We start from the raw sequence: 18,246 nt of genomic DNA, 5'->3' as shown, positions 1-18,246 counted from the left end.
GCTGTTAAGCTACTTTACATTCGTTTTATCCCCAAGAGAAATGATATATATATTCTCCCGTTACACTTTGATTAATTCCAATAATTCTAGCAAACCTCATTAAGTCCGCACCCTGAAGAAAATACATTGCAAGCGTCACTGGTACTTGTGACCACATGAATTGATAAAACTCCTCGACTCTCTGGTTAGTTGAAACAATTAGATCATTTACAGGCCCTTGATTCCATACAGAAGTTCTAACTGAATTAAACGGAAGATCTTTCCCATTAACCACTATTCGCGCCATACTTTGAGTTATGTCCACAACAATTCCCTCCATCATTACAAAAATTAGACCTGTGTATTTACTCCTTTTGTTATAAATATTCTTTACTTTCATAAATGTCTAAGGCAAATCTCCATTTTTCGATTCTGTTCAAATGAATTTATTTATTACAGTAAAAACAAATGAAATTTTAATATTACTCTCCCTCAAATTTCGTATTATTTAGATATTCCATGCTCTTATTCGCTTTTAAAACCCGGTATGCAAAATTGCATATCTTATTATCTCGATATCACTTTATTAACTGCAATTTAATAAGAATCCATTTAAACCCCTTGATAAATAAGCTTTTGTAAATTAATTCCTTATTCAAAAATCCAATCAATTACCCTTAAACACTATATCCGAATATTTATATTGGAATTTCTTGTTGTATACACATCTATCTTTTTCATGTATTATGTACGAGAAGGGTAAGGTAAGAGTTACTCTTTGCCATTTTAGGAAAGGTCCTGTTGGAAACAACAGGACCTTTTTTCGTATTATTATCATTTAGTGGGTGTAGATCCATTGCAGTTACCTCCTCTTAGAAAGTATTCCATGATTACCAAACTCAATAGGAACCACAAAATCCATGGCACTCAAGCACCGTTACTGAATATATAAAATGAATTGGTATTTTCGTCATTTTTGCGGATCAGCTTTACAATAGCCATTGTGTATGAACATCGGTTTTTCTAGCATCTAGTACACCTCCTTAAAAATGCAGGATTTCCCTTTCCAATATCGAATTGGTAATGTTTAGAAAGGGGGTGTAACATGGCGGAAATTAAAGTGGGACTTACACAATTTTTAGACTTCACACTGAAAAGCAGTGCAGCTAAAACAAATTTTGTAAAGAATCTAAAATCTCAACCTGAATATCACCCGGTTTTTGATTACTGGAAACAATTACGAGAAACTATTATTAAATTTCATAAAAACGAACTACCTTTTGACTGTTTTGAAACATTAGTACAAACTGTTGACCAGAAGAAAAAGCAAAACTACATTGATGTTATAAAGCAGTACAAAAAATTTATTAAAAACAAAGAAGTCTCTTGGTTTGATCCAGGTAAATCACATTGGTTATCAGATAATTTAATCGTCCGCTCATCACCTGAACTCGGTTTGCTCATTAATGATGAGCCATATCTTATTAAACTGTTTTTCAAAGGAAAGAAAGAGCGAATTGATAAATATAACATCAACTCAACACTGACATTATTAAATGAATCAACATTTTCAAATAAATATAACGATGTGAATTATACGGTCCTTAACATCCAAAAGAACAGAATGTATACGAATAACTCTATTAATAATGATCATTTAATAGCTCTTGAATCAGAAGCCCACCAGCTTTCTTATTTATGGAATAAGGTGTAAAGGGGTACAGGTATCTATTTTAATACCTTATTCATGCGTAATTTGGGCACAACTTTCACAAATCCAATTCGTTTTTTTAAGTGTCGCTCACCTTCTTGTTTCTCACAAACAATGTAAGGTGGGCGTTTTTTTAACACAGTTTCTTTACCCATTTCAACATCCTAATTCCCCCTTCTGAAAGAATAATATAATATTTTTTTACCAGATCTACATTCCCCCTGACTCCTTAACCACTAGATAATTCCTAAGTTGTTCTTACAATCCCTTTTGCGCTCCACATCATGTTTTTTCTTCCACTATATACAGTACAGCAATTCCCCCTCTTGTTAGTCACGTTTCTTTCACACACATTACTTTATTTGGTTGTGATTATTGCTGGGACTCAGCTAACTCCGCCCTAATCTCTTCTCTCACAACTTCACGAATAAGTTCTTATAACGATTCCTCTAAATTCATACATGCATCCCCTACATCTATTTTTGAATTTCCTGCTTGTTGTTTCATTCACTCATAAAATTTATGAGTAATGATCATCCACCGTTTCCCTTTCTTAAGTACTTGAAAGAGATTACTTGTTTTATCCGTCATTACATTACAGGCGCTTCATAAACATCTGAGGAAAAGAACGTTATAGCAATGGCTATCATGAATACAATTTGATCCACCCTACTTATACCTTATAATTCAGAAGTTTGACACAGCTCATGAAAAAGCTTATAAAGAAAAGTAAGGTTCCTAATATTCGTTTCTATGATCTAAAAGATTACAAGTAAACGTTTAGTAGGTATCACACTGGACACTAATTGAGATATTGTACCAGGAATTTAAGAAACTACGGTGGATCAATTTGCAAACGAATTATTCAGAAAGAAAACTCTCGTTAGAAGTTTTCGTTTCACAGCAAATACACCAACTAATCAACCTAAAATATTAATAGTGAAAAAGGAGAAACAAATCATGAAAGAAATCAAATCAGAACAGGAATTCAAAGTCATCATCGCAAGTGAGGAGCCAGTAGTTGTTAAGTTCTTTACTACATGGTGCCCAGATTGCGTACGTATGGACAATTTTATCGGAGATGTAATGGAAGAGTTCAATAAGTTTGAATGGTATTCTATTAATAAAGATGAGTTCCCAAGTATCGCTGAAGAGTATCAAGTAATGGGTATTCCAAGTTTACTTGTATATCAAAATGGCGAGAAGCTAGGTCACTTACATAGCGCTAACGCAAAAACTGAAGAGCAAGTTACTGAGTTTTTAGAAGCATACTAAGATAAAGACCCTCTGAAAAATATTTTCTAGAGGGTCTTTATTTTGCCCAATCACCTTTCAGCAGTGCAGTATACTGATTCATCATAATACATGTATCCTTTCACCTATCCCCTCGATTAAAATCGCGTTTACACCCTAACTTTGCACTTTACAACATATTTTTCCTTCACGAAACTTTGTTATCCCCTTCTTAAAAAGCTAAAAAACGTCAACAATGTTTGTATAGACCCACACGAGTTTCGTTTGGTACTCTATTTATAGAAAGAAATTCCTTGTAGAAAGGTGAGTGATTAAAATGGATACTCTTTCTCATAAAGAAGCTGATAAAGGTGCGATTGTCAGCATTATGGCCTACATATTTTTATCCTCTATGAAAATCATCATCAGTTATATTACCCTCTCTAGCGCATTACGTGCTGACGGTTTAAATAACTTAACGGATATCGGTGCTTCTTTAGCGATATTAATTGGTCTAAAAATCTCTCGTAAGCCTCGTGACCCAGATCATCCTTATGGGCATTCGCGCGCAGAACAAATTGCATCACTTGTTGCTTCTTTTATTATGGCAACGGTCGGATTAGAGGTTGTTATTAGTGCCATTCAATCTTTTTTCAATCCGAAACAAGCAGCGCCTAACGTACTTGCTGCATGGGTAGCCTTATTTTCTGCCGTCGTTATGTACTTTGTGTATTTGTATACGAAAAAGATTGCAGCGCGCACAAAAAGTAAATCATTAGAAGCCGCTGCGAAGGATAATTTATCAGATGCTCTCGTAAGTATCGGTACAGTAGTAGGTATTGTCGGTTCGCAGTTCCAAATGCCTATTTTAGATCCTATTGCCGCTTTACTTGTCGGCCTTATTATTTGTAAAACTGCATGGGAAATTTTCGTAGAAGCTTCTCATATGTTAACGGATGGAATCGATCCAGATAAGATGGAAGAGTACGCTGGTGCTATTGAACATATTGGCGGCGTGGAAAACATCGTAGACATACGCGCGCGTATGTACGGGAATCAAACGTACGTTGATATTACAATCGAGGTAGATGCTCGTATGGATGTTGGTGAAAGTCATTGTATTACTGACAACATCGAGGCTATGCTTCGGAAAAAGTTTGGCATTTACCATGCACACATTCATGTTGAACCAATGAAAAAAGAACCTATTATGACATAGGTTCTTTTTTCATGAACGTTTTATGAAATATAACACATAAAACGAGCCAGCTACCGCCAGCTGCCCATCCTGCTAATATGTCAGATGGATAGTGCACGCCAAGGTATATTCGGCTAACTGAAATAGATAATACAACAAAGCTCGCTATAAAAATAATCAACAATTTTTTATGCAATGTAATTCGTTCTTCAGTAATGGTGACGTATGCAATAAATCCTAAAAAAGCAGTAGCATTCATCGTATGACCGCTCGGAAAACTATATCCAGTTGCCGTAACAAGCTGCGTTACATCAGGTCTTGCTCGTTCGTACCATAGTTTAAGCATACTGTTTAAATAACGAGATCCATAATAATTAATTGTTAGAAGTAATGCACTAAGCAATTTTTTTCTAACGAGAAAATACATTACAAGAATAATGAGCAACGGAAAATATATTCTTTTGGAACCGATAAAAGACACCCACGTAAAATAGGCTGTCAAATAATCGTTTCGAAAACTTTGAATAAAATGCGCGACTATATTGTCAAATTTCTCAATACAAGCGGTATGATACGAAAGTGATAATACGACAAAACAAATGAGTAGCGTAAAACTTAACAAGTATAAATGTCGATATCGTTTCACATACATAACCTCACTATGCAAAAAAATGGAGCGGTTGTTTTAGTTTTCCTCTCCATTTCTTTTTTATGCATAGTTTATTAAAAAATATAATTGTTAATTTTTTCTTTCATTGCTGGAATATCTTCATTCGTTACTGTAAAGCGAATCACTTTCTCGTCAAGATCAAGCGCTTCTGCAAATAAACCTGCTAATCCGCGAGATTTTCTGTCTACTTCCATAATAATCTCTAGTCGATTGTAGGCGCTTGGCAAGATTAATAATTCTAGTTCATCTAATTTCCCATAATACTCTCCGGAAACCGGAACAAACTCAAATTCTTGCGCAAATGGAACTTGCTTACGTAATCGATACGGTAATTCTTCACATTCTATATGACGCGCTTTAAAACCTAATTGTTGTACACTCTCTAACACACTATTTAATAGTGCATTTGGCAACACTTGAATGTAATCACGATCACTTGGATCTATACTGCGTTTAATATCAAGTCCTGTATGCACCCAAACTGTTTTCATTCCAAGCGTAAGCGGCGTTTCCACTGGCATTACAAATGAAAATGGAATTTCTTTTTTTTCATTCGGCTCAACAGAAAAAGGTTCTGTTAAACGAACTCGCTCTAAATCATATGTTGCTGTTACTTTTTTATCATCCACTTCTCGTGCATACGATGTTGATAACGTTAAGTAAATGCTTTCAATTTGTTGGCTAACTGAACCACCAGTTATATGAACCTTACCTAGTATCTCTTCTCCAACAATATACTCATCTTTTTCAAGAACTGTATCTACTTTTGCATTACCAATACCAACGCTTGCTAAAAACTTTTGAAACATGGATCCTCCATCCTTTCTAAAGCAAAAGCTACATCTTTTTTTAAATCTTGTACATTCTCATAGTACGGCGTTTTTATTTGTAACATTCGCATAAGCATTTCACGGTTATAATTTTCTAAAGTTAATTCGTCATACCATGGTTTTTCATGTTTTTCATTAGATTCATAGCCTGCATATAATAAAAATAATGAGAAATGACCAAGCGCATAAAAATCACTACGAAAGTGAACTTCTCGCATCAAAGCTTGTTCACCTTCATAAGTTGTAGCTCGTTCATCACCCTCACCCTTCAATTTAGCTAATCCAAAATCAATAATACTAATTTTATTTTCTTTCATTAATATATTTGGAATGCGTAAATCTCGGTGAATAATACCTTCACTATGAAACACCGATACAATTTCTAATATTTCATATAAAATTTTAAAAACTTCACGTTCTGTATATACATGCCCATCCAAGAAAATATAATCTTCGAAATTTTTACCAGGCATATACTCCATCACAAAAAAGCTTTTTTTCTCCCATACGAAATGATCATATAAACTAGGAATTGCATGATGATTTAATGTTTGTAAAATCATTTTCTCTTGTTCAAATGATTTTCTCCCAGACTCATATCTTTGTTTACTTTGCCTTAATTGTTTTAAGACTTTATATCTATTTATTTGTAAGTCATTAACGACATATGTAACCCCATAACTGCCCATTCCAATTACTGATTCAATTTTATAACGTTCTGCAACGATTGTATTTTTTCGCAGTGGTCTATCAAATAAAGCTAGTATACGACGCCATTTCATCAGCTACTTGAAAAGAAGCTACGGCTTTTACGCTTTCTTTTATAATGCTGATGCCCATAACCAGATGAACGTCGTTTATAATCGCTACTTGAATAAGAGCGACCTCTATGGCGATAATCACTACTAGAATACGAACGATATTTTTTCCTACCTAATAAAGAATCAATAATTTTTTTGAACATCCCTTCACCTCTTGAGTAAAATTTTCTTTTAATTATACCAACTATTACCGACTTTATTTGTGACAAGTTTGTAAAGAGTAAAAAACGACGAGTTAAGCCCGTCGTTACTTTCACTCATCCTCTTCATCAAACACTTCATCAATCATACATTTCTCTAATAAGTACTCGAATGTAATGTCTGCGAGATCTTCAATTTCTTCTCGTTTTGGGACGTATCCTCTTTCAATTAGTTGCTCATAAAAAAACTCCGCAATCTCTTCCGTATCAATTACGACTTCAATTTCCTTCATGAGCATCACTCCTTTATTTCTGTTTTATGAAAAAATCTCAAAAATATGTATATGAGATTAGAAAAATAGTTTTTCTTTTTTTATAGGTCATATCCTTTGGACGAGATGCATACGATGGTAGTACAAGCTATCAAAAAGGGGGATTTAATTATGGAATATCAATATGAGGTAGAACAAGAAGTAGGGCAAACAAAAGAAGAGTTCATGCATGAAGATCAATGGGCAGACTCTCTTATTAAATGGCTTTTTATTTTTTTAATAATTGTAGGCATACCTTATACTGCATATGTTGTTGTTCAATTCATTCTCTCTTTCTAGTTAACTATTTTTTCTCTGTCAATTTAACTAAATAATTATGAACAACATCCATAACAATTTTGTATTCTTCATCTTTAAATGTATCAAATAACAATTGATAATCGTTATAAATATCAAGTAATCCATCAATGATTTCTTGACGATTTGTCTTAACACTCACTTTTTTTGAGTTGTTAATTGACTTTAATTTTCCTAAATCTAATTTATTCATACCAGCTTTATCTTGTTTCATTTTCTTCAAAATTGCATTTGCCGTTTGAGCATTGGCAAGTAGCGTTAAATCTGATTCATCTGCTTCTAACCATTCACCATCCGTAATTCGTGACAATTCGTATATTGTATCTTCCCATGCGTCATTTTTATATCTCCATACTTCTGTACGAAAACCAACAATTCGAAACACATCTTTATCGTATCCTGTTACTTGCACGAGATCACCAAATGTGAAATTATAATTTAATTCAATCCACTCAGTTTCACCTTTTTTCATATCTTGCTCTGAAACGTGCTGCAACGTTTGCTCTACGTAAAAGCCATCGTGATTATTGACTTCGTAAACGTAAACTCCATCTAACACCTTCATATTTGTGATTTTACCAACGGTTCCATATAGCGTAATCACGACTATGTCCCCTACGTTATATTTAGGTTGCTTTTTCCTTGCCATCTATATCTCTCCTTTTTTTGACGTCGTGATTTTGATAACAGTATATGCAACCTACATAAAAACGCTTATCACAGAAGCGTATATTCATAAATTTTTTCAATAAAAAATATAACCATATGAATTTTTTTTACAACGTAAAAAAAGCTAGTAAATAGACTAGCTTTACATTATCTCTCTTGTATGTATAAATCCCAAGCTTCATCAAATATAGACATACTTTCTAGCATTCCACTTAATTCTAAGTATGAACTAATTTCATCGTAATCTTCAGATTGCTTCGGAAAGCTTAAATCATCGTACATTGCCTCTGCTAAATTCGAAATTTCATTACTAAATAGAGCGGCACGATGCTTCATCATATAGTGGTAAAATGTCTTTTTCAAAAATATTCCCTACCTTTCTAACTTGGATACATTATACAAGGCAAAAAAGAAAAAAACCAGCATAAAAGCTGGTTAAAAGTCGAAATAATTTCTTTTTAATAGACGTGGTCTTCCCATTAATTCTTCATATGTTAGTTGTTTTGGTAAATCTTTCGTATAAATTAGAAACAATTGATCTTCTATTTCTTTCACTGTTTGATCAGCTTGATAGTCCATACCACATGAGGAACAAGAAATGCATGGTGTCTCTTGGATTTCAATGGCTTTCGTACCATCTGGCAATTCCCAATATACAGTATTCAAGCTTTCTTTCGCTTCTGTACTGTCACACCACATACAATTCATACTGCATCACCCTCATTTTTTTTGTCGTTTTCTTCTAATTTAGCCATTTGCGATTGGTACTTTTTATCTTTCAGTTGATCGCGCTTATCACGTTTATCTTTTAGTGATGCATGAGTGTCATTATCTTCATAGTCTTTACGACGGTTCATACGCTGTAAGTCGTCTGGAACAAGGTTAAATTTCTTGTCACTCATAAGACCTGCGATACCAACATCTGAACGTTTTTCTTCGTAGTTTGGATAGATTTCTTTAAAGTACCCTTCTGCTCTTCCTGGGATATAGCTCTCTGGTTCTGGGTACGTTGTAATAACGCCTTCAAAGTTGCGAAGTACAACTTTATCCGCACTTTGCGAAATTAAATAGTTTGGTTGAAGCGCAATTTTTCCGCCTCCTCCTGGTGCATCAACAACGAATGTTGGAACTGCATAACCAGACGTATGACCGCGTAAACCTTCAATAATTTCCAGACCTTTAGATACCGGTGCACGGAAATGACCAATACCTTCAGATAAATCACATTGATAAATGTAGTATGGGCGTACACGGATTTTTACTAAGTCATGCATAAGTTTTTTCATAATTGGAACGCTGTCGTTAATACCAGCTAAAATTACTGCTTGGTTTCCGATTGGAACACCAGCATTCGCTAGCATTTCACATGCTTTTTTCGACTCTTCTGTAATTTCAATAGAAGTATTGAAATGTGTATTTAACCATACTGGATGATATTTTTTAATAATGTTACATAAGTTTTCTGTAATACGCTGCGGGAATACTACCGGCGCTCTCGTTCCGATACGAATAATCTCGACATGCGGAATCTCTCGTAAATTTTTTAATACATATTCTAAAATTTTATCGTTAATAAGAAGACCGTCACCACCAGAAATTAATACATCTCGTACTTGTGGTGTATCACGAATGTAACCAATTGCATCATCTAATTGTTTCTTTGGCACACCCATTCCAATTTGTCCACTAAAACGACGGCGTGTACAGTAACGACAATACATAGAACATTGATTCGTTACTAAGAATAATACGCGGTCAGGATAACGATGTGTTAACCCTGGAACTGGTGAATCTTCATCTTCATGAAGCGGATCTTCTAAATCATATTTTGTTTTATATAACTCTTCCGAGATCGGTACAGATTGCATCCGAATCGGACAGCGTGGGTCATCAGGATTCATTAGCCAAGCATAGTACGGTGTAATATTTAACGGGATCGTTTTTGTTGAAATTTTAACGCCTTCTTCTTCGTCAGGTGTTAAATTAATCACTTTCTTTAAGTCATCCAAAGTTTTGATCGTATTCGTTAATTGCCAAACCCAGTCATTCCATTGTTCTTCAGTAACATCCTTCCACAACTCGATATCTTTCCAGTGACGATTTGGTTTGTATACATCATGTAACATTGCTATTCCCCCTTTTTATACGCTCATCCTTTATATAAGCAATAGTTATGCCAACTTTACATTATTGATAAGTAAATGTACGGAGAACGCTATTACATAAGCAAAAAAATATTTTTAAGCACTGTATGAAATCCATACATACTATCATATTCATTACTTTTTATATATGTAAACGCTCTTTTATTGGTGCAAACACACAAAAACCGCCAATTATTCGGCGGTTTTGTCGTACTTACTCAGTTTATATTGCAGCGTTTGGCGAGGGATACCTAACATTTTTGCAGCTTGCAGTATATTCCCTTCCGTTTCAATTAACGCTTGATCTATTAATTCTTTTTCCGTTTGATGAAGTGCTTCTCTAAGAGGCAATATGCTCTTCTTCTTCGGAAGACTCTCTTTCCGAAATGTACGCGGTAAACAATTAGCTGTTAATGTATTACCTTCTGCAATTATGACAGCATGTTCAATCGTATGTTTTAGCTCACGAACATTTCCAGGCCATTGGTAAGCTTCTAGTCTTTCTTTCGCTTCCTTATCCATTTGAAGTACACCTTTTTTATAACTTTTATTATATTCTTTCAAAAAATAAGACGCTAATAATGATACATCCTCAGTTCTTTCACGGAGCGGCGGAATATATAATGAAAAGACATTTAATCGATAATATAAATCAGTGCGAATTTTATTCTCTTTTAAACATATTTCTGGTGGCTGATTCATTGCGGTAATAACGCGAACGTCTACTTTTCTCGTCTTATTATCACCAATACGACGAATAACGCCATCTTCTAATACACGTAGCATTTTCGCTTGTAAATCGAGTGGCATTGAATTCAGTTCATCTAAAAACAATGTCCCTCCATCTACCAGTTCAAATAATCCCGCTCGTTCAATTGCCCCTGTATAGCTACCTTTCGTCGTTCCAAACAATAAACTTTCTAATAGCGACTCTGGCAAAGCTGCGCAGTTTTGTGCAATAAACGGCTTGTTCTTCCGTTTAGAAGCTTCATGAATCGCTTGTACAAATAACTCTTTCCCTGTTCCTGTTTCCCCATATATTAAAACATTTGCATCCGTTGGGGCTACTTTTTGTGCTAATTCTTTCGTCTGTTTAAACCGAGCATCATTCGTCACAATCGTCTCAAATGCAACATGCTTTTTAATTGCTTTTTTTCTAGATGACCGCTTTATTTTCGACTGCAAATCGACAATTGTATCCGTAAGTTTTTGAACTGTGGAATAATCCTTAGCAATTTCAACAGCCCCAGCAATATTTCCATCTATAAAAATAGGTAACGTCGTATTTACTGTACAAATGTCTTCTCCATTTAAATTTTGATAATGTTGCACTTGATGAACGATTGGCTTTTTTGTATCTAACACTTTCATCAACGTACTTGTTTCCCTAGATAAAGAAGGAAACGCTTCTAATAAATGTTTACCTAACACTTTTTCAATTTTTGACCCATCGTGTTTTGCAGCTACAGAATTATAAAAAATTGTAATACCATTTTCATCTACTGCGTGTATAGCCTCATCAATACTGCCCAAAATCGCTTCAATGACTTCTTGTGTCGAAACTGCTAGCAATGTCATCCCCCCTTTTGCCGAAAATTCAGCAATCACGTGCCGAATTTCCAGCATACCTATATGCGATTATAAGCATGACGATTCCGTTCTATTTTTATACCGTACTATTTAGACAAATCTTTCACCCATATATTCATATCTTCCAGCTTATCAAAAATGTAGCAATTGTTCGCCAGTCTTCCTGTATACGTATAACCTAACTGATGAAAGGCCGCATTCATTCCGAAAGAAAGTGATCGAGCAATTGTATAAGAGCAGAAAATCGATTTTTCTTGCAGTTCTTCTTCTAACTTAATTAGTAAACTTTTCATAAACCCATGCTTACGATATTCAGGTAACGTAGCACAATTCGTTAATTCTGCATTCGCTTCTTTTATATTCATTTCTGCAGATGCTGTACTAATTATTTTCCCCTCGAATTCATACACATAGTATATTGTATCGTCTTCTTTCATCGTTTGTTTTACATAACTTGCTTCGTTTAAAGGAGTCGGATAAACTTCAAATACTTTTCCAAAGACACCAGCTAATTCTTCCGCATCCTCTTCTGTCGCTTTTCTTAATAGAAATTTCTCTGGGACTATTTTTTCCTTTACTTCTTTTGCTTTAACACCGCTTAAAATGATATCTTCCTCAGCCCAATGAATACTATTTCGTCTTTCATCATTAATAAATTTCACGAAGAAGTATGCATCATGACCTTGAAAATAATGCGGTATTGTTGCTTCCAATAAAAAACCGAAAGAGAGCCATGTAGAAACATGCTCTCCCTTTCCTTTAATAATACATTTAGTGAAAGAATGCTTCTCTGCTAATTCGTCAATTGTTTGTATAATCCTCTCAATATTTCCTGTGTAGTGGTCTACTCGAATACGTTTATTAAAATAGTCTAAAACGCCTTCTACTGTATAGCCATTCGTCTGTTCTCTAAAAGATTCATAGTATTTCATTTTTTCACCTCACACCAATCTAGTAATGTACATGCAATAACTTTTGCGGCAGCTATCATTTTATCAACTTCTATATATTCGTTTGGATAGTGTGCTACTTTCGTCTCTCCTGGACCAAATACTATCGTTGGTACACCTGCGATTTGTGTAAATAAACCACCATCAGTCCCCCAAGGAGACGCTTCAATAATTGGTTTGTTCCCTTCGATTTCAACAAAGTTATGCTCGAGTGTCGTAATTAACTCATGATTTTCTTCTAGTTCACCAGGAACCCATCTCGCTCCAAACCATTCTACTTCTACAGGATTTTCAACAAACCAATTGTCCACATCATTTAATTCAGCGATCCAATTCTCGAACTCTTCTTTCGCTGCCTCTATAGTCTCATTCGGCGCAATACCACATCTTCCTTCTAAAATTAACGAATCCGGAACAGAACTTGGCCAGCTCCCGCCTTCAATTTTTCCAATATTAATTGGAATTGGAATCGGGATTCCTTTAAATAATGGATCTGTAATTCGATCATTTCTCTTCTCTTCCAATTTTCTCAAATGATCTACAACAAACATACTTTTTTCAATTGCACTTACTCCTTCATAACGCGTTCCACCGTGTGCGGCTTTACCTTTCACATGTAGACGAAACCACATGGACCCTTGTTGTTTCGGAAAAAACTTCATATTTGTCGGTTCTGGAATAATGACACCATCTGCTTTATATCCTCGTAATATAGTCGCTAATGTTCCTGCCCCGCCACTTTCTTCTTCTATTACACTTTGAAAATAAATATCTCCTTTTAATTCAATACCAGATTCAATAATGGCTTCCATCGCAAGCATTAGTGCGACATTTCCGCCTTTCATATCTGTTGTTCCTCGACCATATATACGATTCCCTATTTGCTCACCACTATAAGGATGATGATCCCACTGATTCACATCTCCCTCTGGTACGACATCAATATGTCCATTTAATATCATAGATTTTCCGTCGCCACTTCCTTTTAACGTTGCCACTATATTCGGGCTATCTGAAAAACTTGTACGCGGTGATACAAAATAAGGATGATCTTTCATTTTAGAAAAGGAAGGTTCCCAAATATCAAGATCTAAACCTAGCTCACGTAATTTTTCAATCACAATTGCCTGCGCACCACTTTCATCACCAGATACGCTTTTTTCTTGAATTAATCGTTTTAAAAATTTTACGCTTTCCTCTTCATGACTCTCGATATAATCACAAATTTTCTTTTTTAATTGCTCCATATATTACATCTCCCCTCATTCAATTACTAGTAAGTTAGAGCCAATTTTGAAATCAGCTTCTGTATGTTGTTTTATATCTTCCACTGTGTATGGGCTCATTAATTCTTGTAAAATGAGTCCATCCTGCGTCACTTCCATAACTGCCATATCCGTAATAATTAAATCTACACATTTCTTTGAAGTTAATGGTAATGTACATTCCGAAACTATTTTTGCATTTCCGTATTTATCAACATGATTCATCACAACAACGACCCGCTTCGCTTTTTGTGCCAAATCCATCGCTCCCCCAATACCTGGAACGCGTTTTCCTGGTACAATCCAGTTTGCTAAATCACCATTCTCACTTACTTGTAATGAACCAAGAATCGTTATGTCTAATAAACCTTTTCGAATCATCCCAAACGCTGTACAACTATCAAAATAACTCGCTCCTGTAATAAGAGAAGTCGGTAAACCTGCTGCATTACATAAATTTTCGTCTTCATTCCCTTTGCTTGGCGTAGGTCCCATACCTACAATTCCATTTTCAGCATGAAACATAACGTTTATATCGTCAGGAAGATGATTCGGTACAAGCGATGGTATGCCAATACCTAAATTTACAATCATGCCATTCTGTATTTCTTTCGCCGCACGCCTAGCAATCTTATCTCTCACTTCTACGCCCATACCCATTTCCAATTCACTCCTTCCGACGGTACGATATAATTTACAAATACTCCTGGGACAACAATTTCTTCTGGATCTAAACTTCCAAGTGGAACGATCTCCTCTGCTTCTACAATCGTTATATCCCCTGCCATTGCTACGTGAGGGTTCATGTTACGTGCGCTTTTATCAAACACAAGATTACCAAACGGATCCGCTTTTTTCGCATATACAATTGCAACCTCAGCAGTTAATGCTGTTTCAACTAAATATGTCTTACCATTCATTTCAACTGTACGTTTTCCCTCTTCTACAATCGTATCAACACCTACATCAACTAATACGCCTCCAAGTCCTACACCACCAGCGCGAATACGCTCTGCTAATGTTCCTTGAGGGGAAAACTCGATTTGTAACCTTCCTTCGTTTAGCTGTCTTCCTGCATTTGGATTTGAACCAATATGTGAAGTAACTAATGATTTTACTCTTTCATTCGTAACAAGTCGACCGATTCCTACATCAGGAAATCCCGTGTCATTTCCTATTAAATTTAAATTTGTAACTCCTTTTTCTAAAATCGCCTGTATTAAAGATGGAGGGGATCCAATCCCCCCAAATCCTCCAAACATTAATGTCATATCATCGTGGAACAAAGAAGTTACTTCCTCTATCTCTTTTAATTTATCGAATGTATTCGTAATAGTTGTCATGCGATACTATGCCCTCCTTTTTGCATCATTTCTTCTACACTTTTTGCAAAAATTGAAAGTAATTCATCTAACTCGGAATATGTAGTTGTCATCGGCGGTGCTACAAGCAGTGCACTATCTTCCTTTCCTGCTTGCCCTGAAACAGCTTGGTATAAAAGAAGACCATTTTTAGCTGCAACCGAAATAAGTTCCGAAGCCTTTGTAAACGGTTGCAATTCTACTCCAATCAGCAAACCTTTTCCGCGCACATCAGCAATGATTGTCGATTGTTGCTGAACTTTTTGTAGTCCTTTTATTAAATACTCTCCCTTTTCTGCTGTTTTTTCAGGTAGGTTATGTTTTTCCATATATTCAATAACAGCTAGAGCTGTTGCTGCTGATAATGGATTTGCACTTAACGTATGCCCACTCATAACTGAACGTGATCCTCGTAATATTGGCTCCATAACACGGTCACTTACAATGGTCGCTGCCATCGGTGTATATCCAGCTCCTAAACCTTTACCAAGAGTCATAATATCCGGTTCTACACCCCAATGCTCCATTGCAAACCATGCACCAGTGCGACCAAGGCCAGTCATTACTTCATCGGCAATAAATAAAATATCGTAATGACTACAAATATCTTTAATAACTTTATAATATTCTTTCGGCGGAACGACTGCACCTCCAGCAGCTCCGATAATCGGTTCAGCGATAAAAGCTGCGATATGTTCTGCACCAATTCTTTCAATTGATCTTTCTAGTTCAGTCGCACAAGCAAGCTGACAAGTTGGATATACTTTTTGCACCGGACATCTAAAACAATATGGAGCTGGAATAGTTGGATAATCTTCTAGAATTGACACGAAACGTTGTCTGCGCAGTGGATGCCCAGACATTGATAAGGCTCCCATCGTAATACCGTGATAACTCATCCATCGTGACAAAATTTTATGTTTCCCTTGAATACCTCGCTCCTGAAAATGCTGGATTGCAATTTTCATAGCTGTTTCATTTGCTTCCGTACCACTATTCACAAAAAAGCTCCAGTTCAAATCTCCTACACTTAAATCGCTTAATTTCTTCGCTAATTTTTCAGCTGGTTCACTCGTAAACTGTGATCTATAAACGAAAGCAATCTCCTCTGCTTGCTTTTTGATAACATCCGCAATCTCCTTTACGCCATGCCCAATACCTGCCGTAATTGCCCCTGAAGAACCATCAAAATATTTATTTCCGTTTTGATCATACAAATACACACCTTTTCCATGTGAAATCATTGGATACGGCTGACCAACAAGTGGTTTAATTAAGTAATCGCGCATAGCGCTCCCCCATTTCTCCAATTTGTATATATATATGAAGAAAATTGACGTTTCTTTCATAAAAAAGAACCCTCTGCGAAAGCAGTGATTTTATCAAAAAACTATTATAAAATATACAAATGAGTGCTTAATATTAATTCAGAAAACAGAAAATTCAGAACTTAATTCGAAGACTAACCCTTATCTATACGCTCAACTACCCCTCTCTTATATAAGATTAACGCTTCACTAAATACTTTCCTAACATAATGCCAGCTTCCCTCAAATGCCGACATTGTGTAAACTTCGACGAAACTCCCTTTAAACTCCTTCCTATTCTCCTACTTTATATTGCATATTTTCAAACAAATCTCGACAATTATTCCCACTAAATGCATAGCAATTATTTTAAAGAAACCAAGATTTCACATACATCCCCATCCGTTTTATACAATAAAAAAAGAACCGATTAACCACATTAATCAGTTCGGCACGACGCTCTTTTATCAGTTAATACCTTCACTTGCTAACGTAAATAGTAACAATAGCATTACAAATTCAAAATTCATCCTACAGCCTAAAGCACAAAATCGTCCATAACTCCACTCACAATTTCTTACGGGATATCCCCATTCCAAGATTTCATTCCTTTCCTCAATTTCAAACTACCTTTCCTTTATAATTTATGTAGGACAATTATCACTTTGTATGTGTATTCGCCCATAATTAAAAAAATCCCTAGTTTTCTAAGGTTTTTAAGACATGTTTTCGATATGTCAATTGATACGCTATTAAGGTTTTTATTTCGAAATACACATTGCATCATCCAATAGGGGTGATAATATACCCTCTGGAAATTTATTACTCTCTTTCACCTAAACTACACTGATCCATAAAAAATTCTTATTATAAGTTTTCAATTTTTCTCCTTTAAAAAATAATTTTTCCGCATAACCTCTTTCTTACTTCGCATATAGTTTTAATGATGACAAAGGAGGAATGTTCATGTCCCAATCTGAAATCGAAAAATATGGACAAGAAGCTGCACGTTACGAACAGCTCGCTCGTTACTATCAATTTCATAACCCTAAAAAATATGTAGAGCTATATATGAAATATTATGATGCGCTTACGAAACTTGTACAGGCATATGAAAAAAGAGATTCACAAGAAGCTGCTTTACCGTCACACATAAGGTTTTTTCACTCAGCTTCCAATACACCTGCGGTTGACATTTTAGTAAACGGGCAAAAGGTAATTAAAAATATTTCCTTTAAACAATTTAGTCCCTATTTAACATTAGTACAAGGTAAATACCGTATAGATATTGTTCCTGTCGGCAATGAAACTCCCATCTTTTCAGCTTTAGTACCAATAATGGGAAATCACTCTTATACTTTTGCTGCAATAAATAGTGACAATCATCTACAATTACAACCTATGCTTGATAATACACATTTACCAGCCGGTCAAGCAAAAATACGCTTTGTACATTTTTCTCCGGATACCCCTGTTGTAAATGTAACTTTAAAAGGTGGAGATCATTTATTTGAAAATGTACTCTTTAAACAAATTACAGATTTTTTAGAAGTTAGCCCTGGTACAGCAGATATTGAAGTTTCACTCGCAGATAATGCAAGCGTCTTGCTAACTATACCGAATTTCAAAGTCGAACCGAACATCATTTATACCATTTCAATTTTAGGTTATTCAACGAAAGATCCTAAATTAGAAGCCGTTATCCTTACAAATTAAAACAGTCTACACCATTCATTTGGTGTAGACTGT

The 18,246-nt window shown here is 35.3% G+C and carries 22 protein-coding genes; 5 read left to right on the top strand and 17 right to left on the bottom strand.

Annotated features, from left to right (window positions below):
• Nucleotides 1–25 precede the first annotated feature (25 nt).
• Nucleotides 26–379 carry a hypothetical protein gene (locus PDL00_RS09140; RefSeq protein ID WP_242252188.1) on the bottom strand — a complete coding sequence of 118 codons (354 nt, stop codon included), beginning with the start codon at nucleotides 377–379 and terminating at the stop codon, nucleotides 26–28.
• Nucleotides 380–1,084: 705 nt separating this feature from the next.
• Between PDL00_RS09140 and PDL00_RS09135 the strand changes: the two genes are divergently transcribed.
• The gene (locus PDL00_RS09135; RefSeq protein WP_242252186.1) at nucleotides 1,085–1,693 is read left to right on the top strand and encodes a hypothetical protein; all 609 of its coding nucleotides are present in this window, start codon (nucleotides 1,085–1,087) and stop codon (nucleotides 1,691–1,693) included.
• A 14-nt stretch (nucleotides 1,694–1,707) separates the two neighbouring features.
• Here PDL00_RS09135 and PDL00_RS09130 read toward each other — a convergent pair whose 3' ends face one another.
• Nucleotides 1,708–1,845 carry a hypothetical protein gene (locus tag PDL00_RS09130; protein ID WP_242252185.1) on the bottom strand — a complete coding sequence of 46 codons (138 nt, stop codon included), beginning with the start codon at nucleotides 1,843–1,845 and terminating at the stop codon, nucleotides 1,708–1,710.
• A gap of 805 nt (nucleotides 1,846–2,650) precedes the next feature.
• On the opposite strand from PDL00_RS09130, the gene PDL00_RS09125 reads away from it, so the two are divergent.
• A complete protein-coding gene (locus PDL00_RS09125; RefSeq protein WP_270728656.1) occupies nucleotides 2,651–2,965 on the top strand; it encodes a thioredoxin family protein in 315 nt (104 codons plus the stop codon).
• Nucleotides 2,966–3,260: 295 nt separating this feature from the next.
• Nucleotides 3,261–4,142 carry a cation diffusion facilitator family transporter gene (locus tag PDL00_RS09120; protein ID WP_242252184.1) on the top strand — a complete coding sequence of 294 codons (882 nt, stop codon included), beginning with the start codon at nucleotides 3,261–3,263 and terminating at the stop codon, nucleotides 4,140–4,142.
• Here the strand turns inward: PDL00_RS09120 and PDL00_RS09115 are convergent.
• The 5 genes from PDL00_RS09115 to PDL00_RS09095 form a co-directional block, all read right to left on the bottom strand.
• Nucleotides 4,132–4,767, bottom strand: coding sequence for a phosphatase PAP2 family protein (locus tag PDL00_RS09115; RefSeq protein WP_033656043.1), 636 nt, complete (start codon nucleotides 4,765–4,767; stop codon nucleotides 4,132–4,134). The two genes, PDL00_RS09120 and PDL00_RS09115, sit on opposite strands and share 11 nt — an antisense overlap.
• Before the next feature lie 77 nt (nucleotides 4,768–4,844).
• Entirely contained in the window at nucleotides 4,845–5,600 is a 756-nt protein-coding gene (locus PDL00_RS09110; RefSeq protein ID WP_270728654.1) for a sporulation protein, read from the bottom strand.
• Nucleotides 5,582–6,403, bottom strand: coding sequence for a serine/threonine protein kinase (locus tag PDL00_RS09105; protein WP_242252180.1), 822 nt, complete (start codon nucleotides 6,401–6,403; stop codon nucleotides 5,582–5,584). The genes PDL00_RS09110 and PDL00_RS09105 overlap by 19 nt, the downstream gene beginning before the upstream one ends.
• Entirely contained in the window at nucleotides 6,403–6,585 is a 183-nt protein-coding gene (locus PDL00_RS09100; protein WP_000473374.1) for a hypothetical protein, read from the bottom strand. Before PDL00_RS09100 ends, PDL00_RS09105 begins: the two co-directional genes overlap by 1 nt.
• Before the next feature lie 110 nt (nucleotides 6,586–6,695).
• A complete protein-coding gene (locus tag PDL00_RS09095; RefSeq protein WP_000658451.1) occupies nucleotides 6,696–6,875 on the bottom strand; it encodes a YozD family protein in 180 nt (59 codons plus the stop codon).
• Nucleotides 6,876–7,025: 150 nt separating this feature from the next.
• On the opposite strand from PDL00_RS09095, the gene PDL00_RS09090 reads away from it, so the two are divergent.
• Nucleotides 7,026–7,193, top strand: coding sequence for a DUF3930 family protein (locus PDL00_RS09090; protein WP_000456535.1), 168 nt, complete (start codon nucleotides 7,026–7,028; stop codon nucleotides 7,191–7,193).
• Nucleotides 7,194–7,197: 4 nt separating this feature from the next.
• Here PDL00_RS09090 and PDL00_RS09085 read toward each other — a convergent pair whose 3' ends face one another.
• The 10 genes from PDL00_RS09085 to PDL00_RS09040 form a co-directional block, all read right to left on the bottom strand.
• Nucleotides 7,198–7,860 carry a hypothetical protein gene (locus PDL00_RS09085; RefSeq protein WP_000101496.1) on the bottom strand — a complete coding sequence of 221 codons (663 nt, stop codon included), beginning with the start codon at nucleotides 7,858–7,860 and terminating at the stop codon, nucleotides 7,198–7,200.
• A gap of 167 nt (nucleotides 7,861–8,027) precedes the next feature.
• Nucleotides 8,028–8,243: a YozE family protein gene (locus PDL00_RS09080; protein WP_000750725.1), complete on the bottom strand. Its 216-nt coding sequence runs from the start codon at nucleotides 8,241–8,243 to the stop codon at nucleotides 8,028–8,030.
• A gap of 72 nt (nucleotides 8,244–8,315) precedes the next feature.
• Entirely contained in the window at nucleotides 8,316–8,588 is a 273-nt protein-coding gene (locus PDL00_RS09075) for a YokU family protein (protein ID WP_000995761.1), read from the bottom strand.
• Nucleotides 8,585–10,006, bottom strand: coding sequence for a lysine 2,3-aminomutase (gene ablA, locus PDL00_RS09070; RefSeq protein WP_097844565.1), 1,422 nt, complete (start codon nucleotides 10,004–10,006; stop codon nucleotides 8,585–8,587). The genes PDL00_RS09075 and ablA overlap by 4 nt, the downstream gene beginning before the upstream one ends.
• Nucleotides 10,007–10,216: 210 nt before the next feature.
• Nucleotides 10,217–11,602, bottom strand: coding sequence for an arginine utilization transcriptional regulator RocR (rocR, locus tag PDL00_RS09065; protein WP_270728812.1), 1,386 nt, complete (start codon nucleotides 11,600–11,602; stop codon nucleotides 10,217–10,219).
• Between the two features lie 98 nt (nucleotides 11,603–11,700).
• The gene (gene ablB / locus PDL00_RS09060; protein ID WP_242252166.1) at nucleotides 11,701–12,546 is read right to left on the bottom strand and encodes a putative beta-lysine N-acetyltransferase; all 846 of its coding nucleotides are present in this window, start codon (nucleotides 12,544–12,546) and stop codon (nucleotides 11,701–11,703) included.
• On the bottom strand, nucleotides 12,543–13,811 hold the full coding sequence (locus PDL00_RS09055) for a peptidase (protein ID WP_000436668.1): 1,269 nt from the start codon (nucleotides 13,809–13,811) through the stop codon (nucleotides 12,543–12,545). The genes ablB and PDL00_RS09055 overlap by 4 nt, the downstream gene beginning before the upstream one ends.
• A 15-nt stretch (nucleotides 13,812–13,826) precedes the next feature.
• On the bottom strand, nucleotides 13,827–14,489 hold the full coding sequence (locus PDL00_RS09050; RefSeq protein ID WP_000525280.1) for a CoA transferase subunit B: 663 nt from the start codon (nucleotides 14,487–14,489) through the stop codon (nucleotides 13,827–13,829).
• Nucleotides 14,474–15,172, bottom strand: coding sequence for an acetate CoA-transferase subunit alpha (gene atoD, locus PDL00_RS09045; protein WP_270728645.1), 699 nt, complete (start codon nucleotides 15,170–15,172; stop codon nucleotides 14,474–14,476). Before atoD ends, PDL00_RS09050 begins: the two co-directional genes overlap by 16 nt.
• Nucleotides 15,169–16,479 (bottom strand): aspartate aminotransferase family protein, encoded by a 1,311-nt coding sequence (locus tag PDL00_RS09040; protein WP_001205889.1) that lies wholly within the window; start codon nucleotides 16,477–16,479, stop codon nucleotides 15,169–15,171. The genes atoD and PDL00_RS09040 overlap by 4 nt, the downstream gene beginning before the upstream one ends.
• Before the next feature lie 984 nt (nucleotides 16,480–17,463).
• Here PDL00_RS09040 and PDL00_RS09035 point away from each other — a divergent pair.
• On the top strand, nucleotides 17,464–18,213 hold the full coding sequence (locus PDL00_RS09035; protein ID WP_242252152.1) for a DUF4397 domain-containing protein: 750 nt from the start codon (nucleotides 17,464–17,466) through the stop codon (nucleotides 18,211–18,213).
• Nucleotides 18,214–18,246 lie beyond the last annotated feature (33 nt).

It is taken from the genome of Bacillus cereus group sp. TH152-1LC (genome assembly GCF_027710505.1).
Taxonomy (GTDB): Bacteria; Bacillota; Bacilli; order Bacillales; family Bacillaceae_G; genus Bacillus_A; species Bacillus_A mobilis.
This window is presented reverse-complemented; position numbering and strand designations above follow the sequence as displayed.

What these genes read in the sequence shown, in the direction of transcription:
- PDL00_RS09140 (WP_242252188.1), bottom strand. Translation starts at nt 379, where the DNA reads ATGAAAGTAAAGAATATTTATAACAAAAGGAGTAAATACACAGGTCTA.
- PDL00_RS09135 (WP_242252186.1), top strand. Translation starts at nt 1,085, where the DNA reads ATGGCGGAAATTAAAGTGGGACTTACACAATTTTTAGACTTCACACTG.
- PDL00_RS09130 (WP_242252185.1), bottom strand. Translation starts at nt 1,845, where the DNA reads ATGGGTAAAGAAACTGTGTTAAAAAAACGCCCACCTTACATTGTTTGT.
- PDL00_RS09125 (WP_270728656.1), top strand. Translation starts at nt 2,651, where the DNA reads ATGAAAGAAATCAAATCAGAACAGGAATTCAAAGTCATCATCGCAAGT.
- PDL00_RS09120 (WP_242252184.1), top strand. Translation starts at nt 3,261, where the DNA reads ATGGATACTCTTTCTCATAAAGAAGCTGATAAAGGTGCGATTGTCAGC.
- PDL00_RS09110 (WP_270728654.1), bottom strand. Translation starts at nt 5,600, where the DNA reads ATGTTTCAAAAGTTTTTAGCAAGCGTTGGTATTGGTAATGCAAAAGTA.
- PDL00_RS09105 (WP_242252180.1), bottom strand. Translation starts at nt 6,403, where the DNA reads ATGAAATGGCGTCGTATACTAGCTTTATTTGATAGACCACTGCGAAAA.
- PDL00_RS09100 (WP_000473374.1), bottom strand. Translation starts at nt 6,585, where the DNA reads ATGTTCAAAAAAATTATTGATTCTTTATTAGGTAGGAAAAAATATCGT.
- PDL00_RS09095 (WP_000658451.1), bottom strand. Translation starts at nt 6,875, where the DNA reads ATGAAGGAAATTGAAGTCGTAATTGATACGGAAGAGATTGCGGAGTTT.
- PDL00_RS09090 (WP_000456535.1), top strand. Translation starts at nt 7,026, where the DNA reads ATGGAATATCAATATGAGGTAGAACAAGAAGTAGGGCAAACAAAAGAA.
- PDL00_RS09085 (WP_000101496.1), bottom strand. Translation starts at nt 7,860, where the DNA reads ATGGCAAGGAAAAAGCAACCTAAATATAACGTAGGGGACATAGTCGTG.
- PDL00_RS09075 (WP_000995761.1), bottom strand. Translation starts at nt 8,588, where the DNA reads ATGAATTGTATGTGGTGTGACAGTACAGAAGCGAAAGAAAGCTTGAAT.
- ablA (WP_097844565.1), bottom strand. Translation starts at nt 10,006, where the DNA reads ATGTTACATGATGTATACAAACCAAATCGTCACTGGAAAGATATCGAG.
- rocR (WP_270728812.1), bottom strand. Translation starts at nt 11,602, where the DNA reads ATGACATTGCTAGCAGTTTCGACACAAGAAGTCATTGAAGCGATTTTG.
- ablB (WP_242252166.1), bottom strand. Translation starts at nt 12,546, where the DNA reads ATGAAATACTATGAATCTTTTAGAGAACAGACGAATGGCTATACAGTA.
- PDL00_RS09055 (WP_000436668.1), bottom strand. Translation starts at nt 13,811, where the DNA reads ATGGAGCAATTAAAAAAGAAAATTTGTGATTATATCGAGAGTCATGAA.
- PDL00_RS09050 (WP_000525280.1), bottom strand. Translation starts at nt 14,489, where the DNA reads ATGGGTATGGGCGTAGAAGTGAGAGATAAGATTGCTAGGCGTGCGGCG.
- atoD (WP_270728645.1), bottom strand. Translation starts at nt 15,172, where the DNA reads ATGACAACTATTACGAATACATTCGATAAATTAAAAGAGATAGAGGAA.
- PDL00_RS09040 (WP_001205889.1), bottom strand. Translation starts at nt 16,479, where the DNA reads ATGCGCGATTACTTAATTAAACCACTTGTTGGTCAGCCGTATCCAATG.
- PDL00_RS09035 (WP_242252152.1), top strand. Translation starts at nt 17,464, where the DNA reads ATGTCCCAATCTGAAATCGAAAAATATGGACAAGAAGCTGCACGTTAC.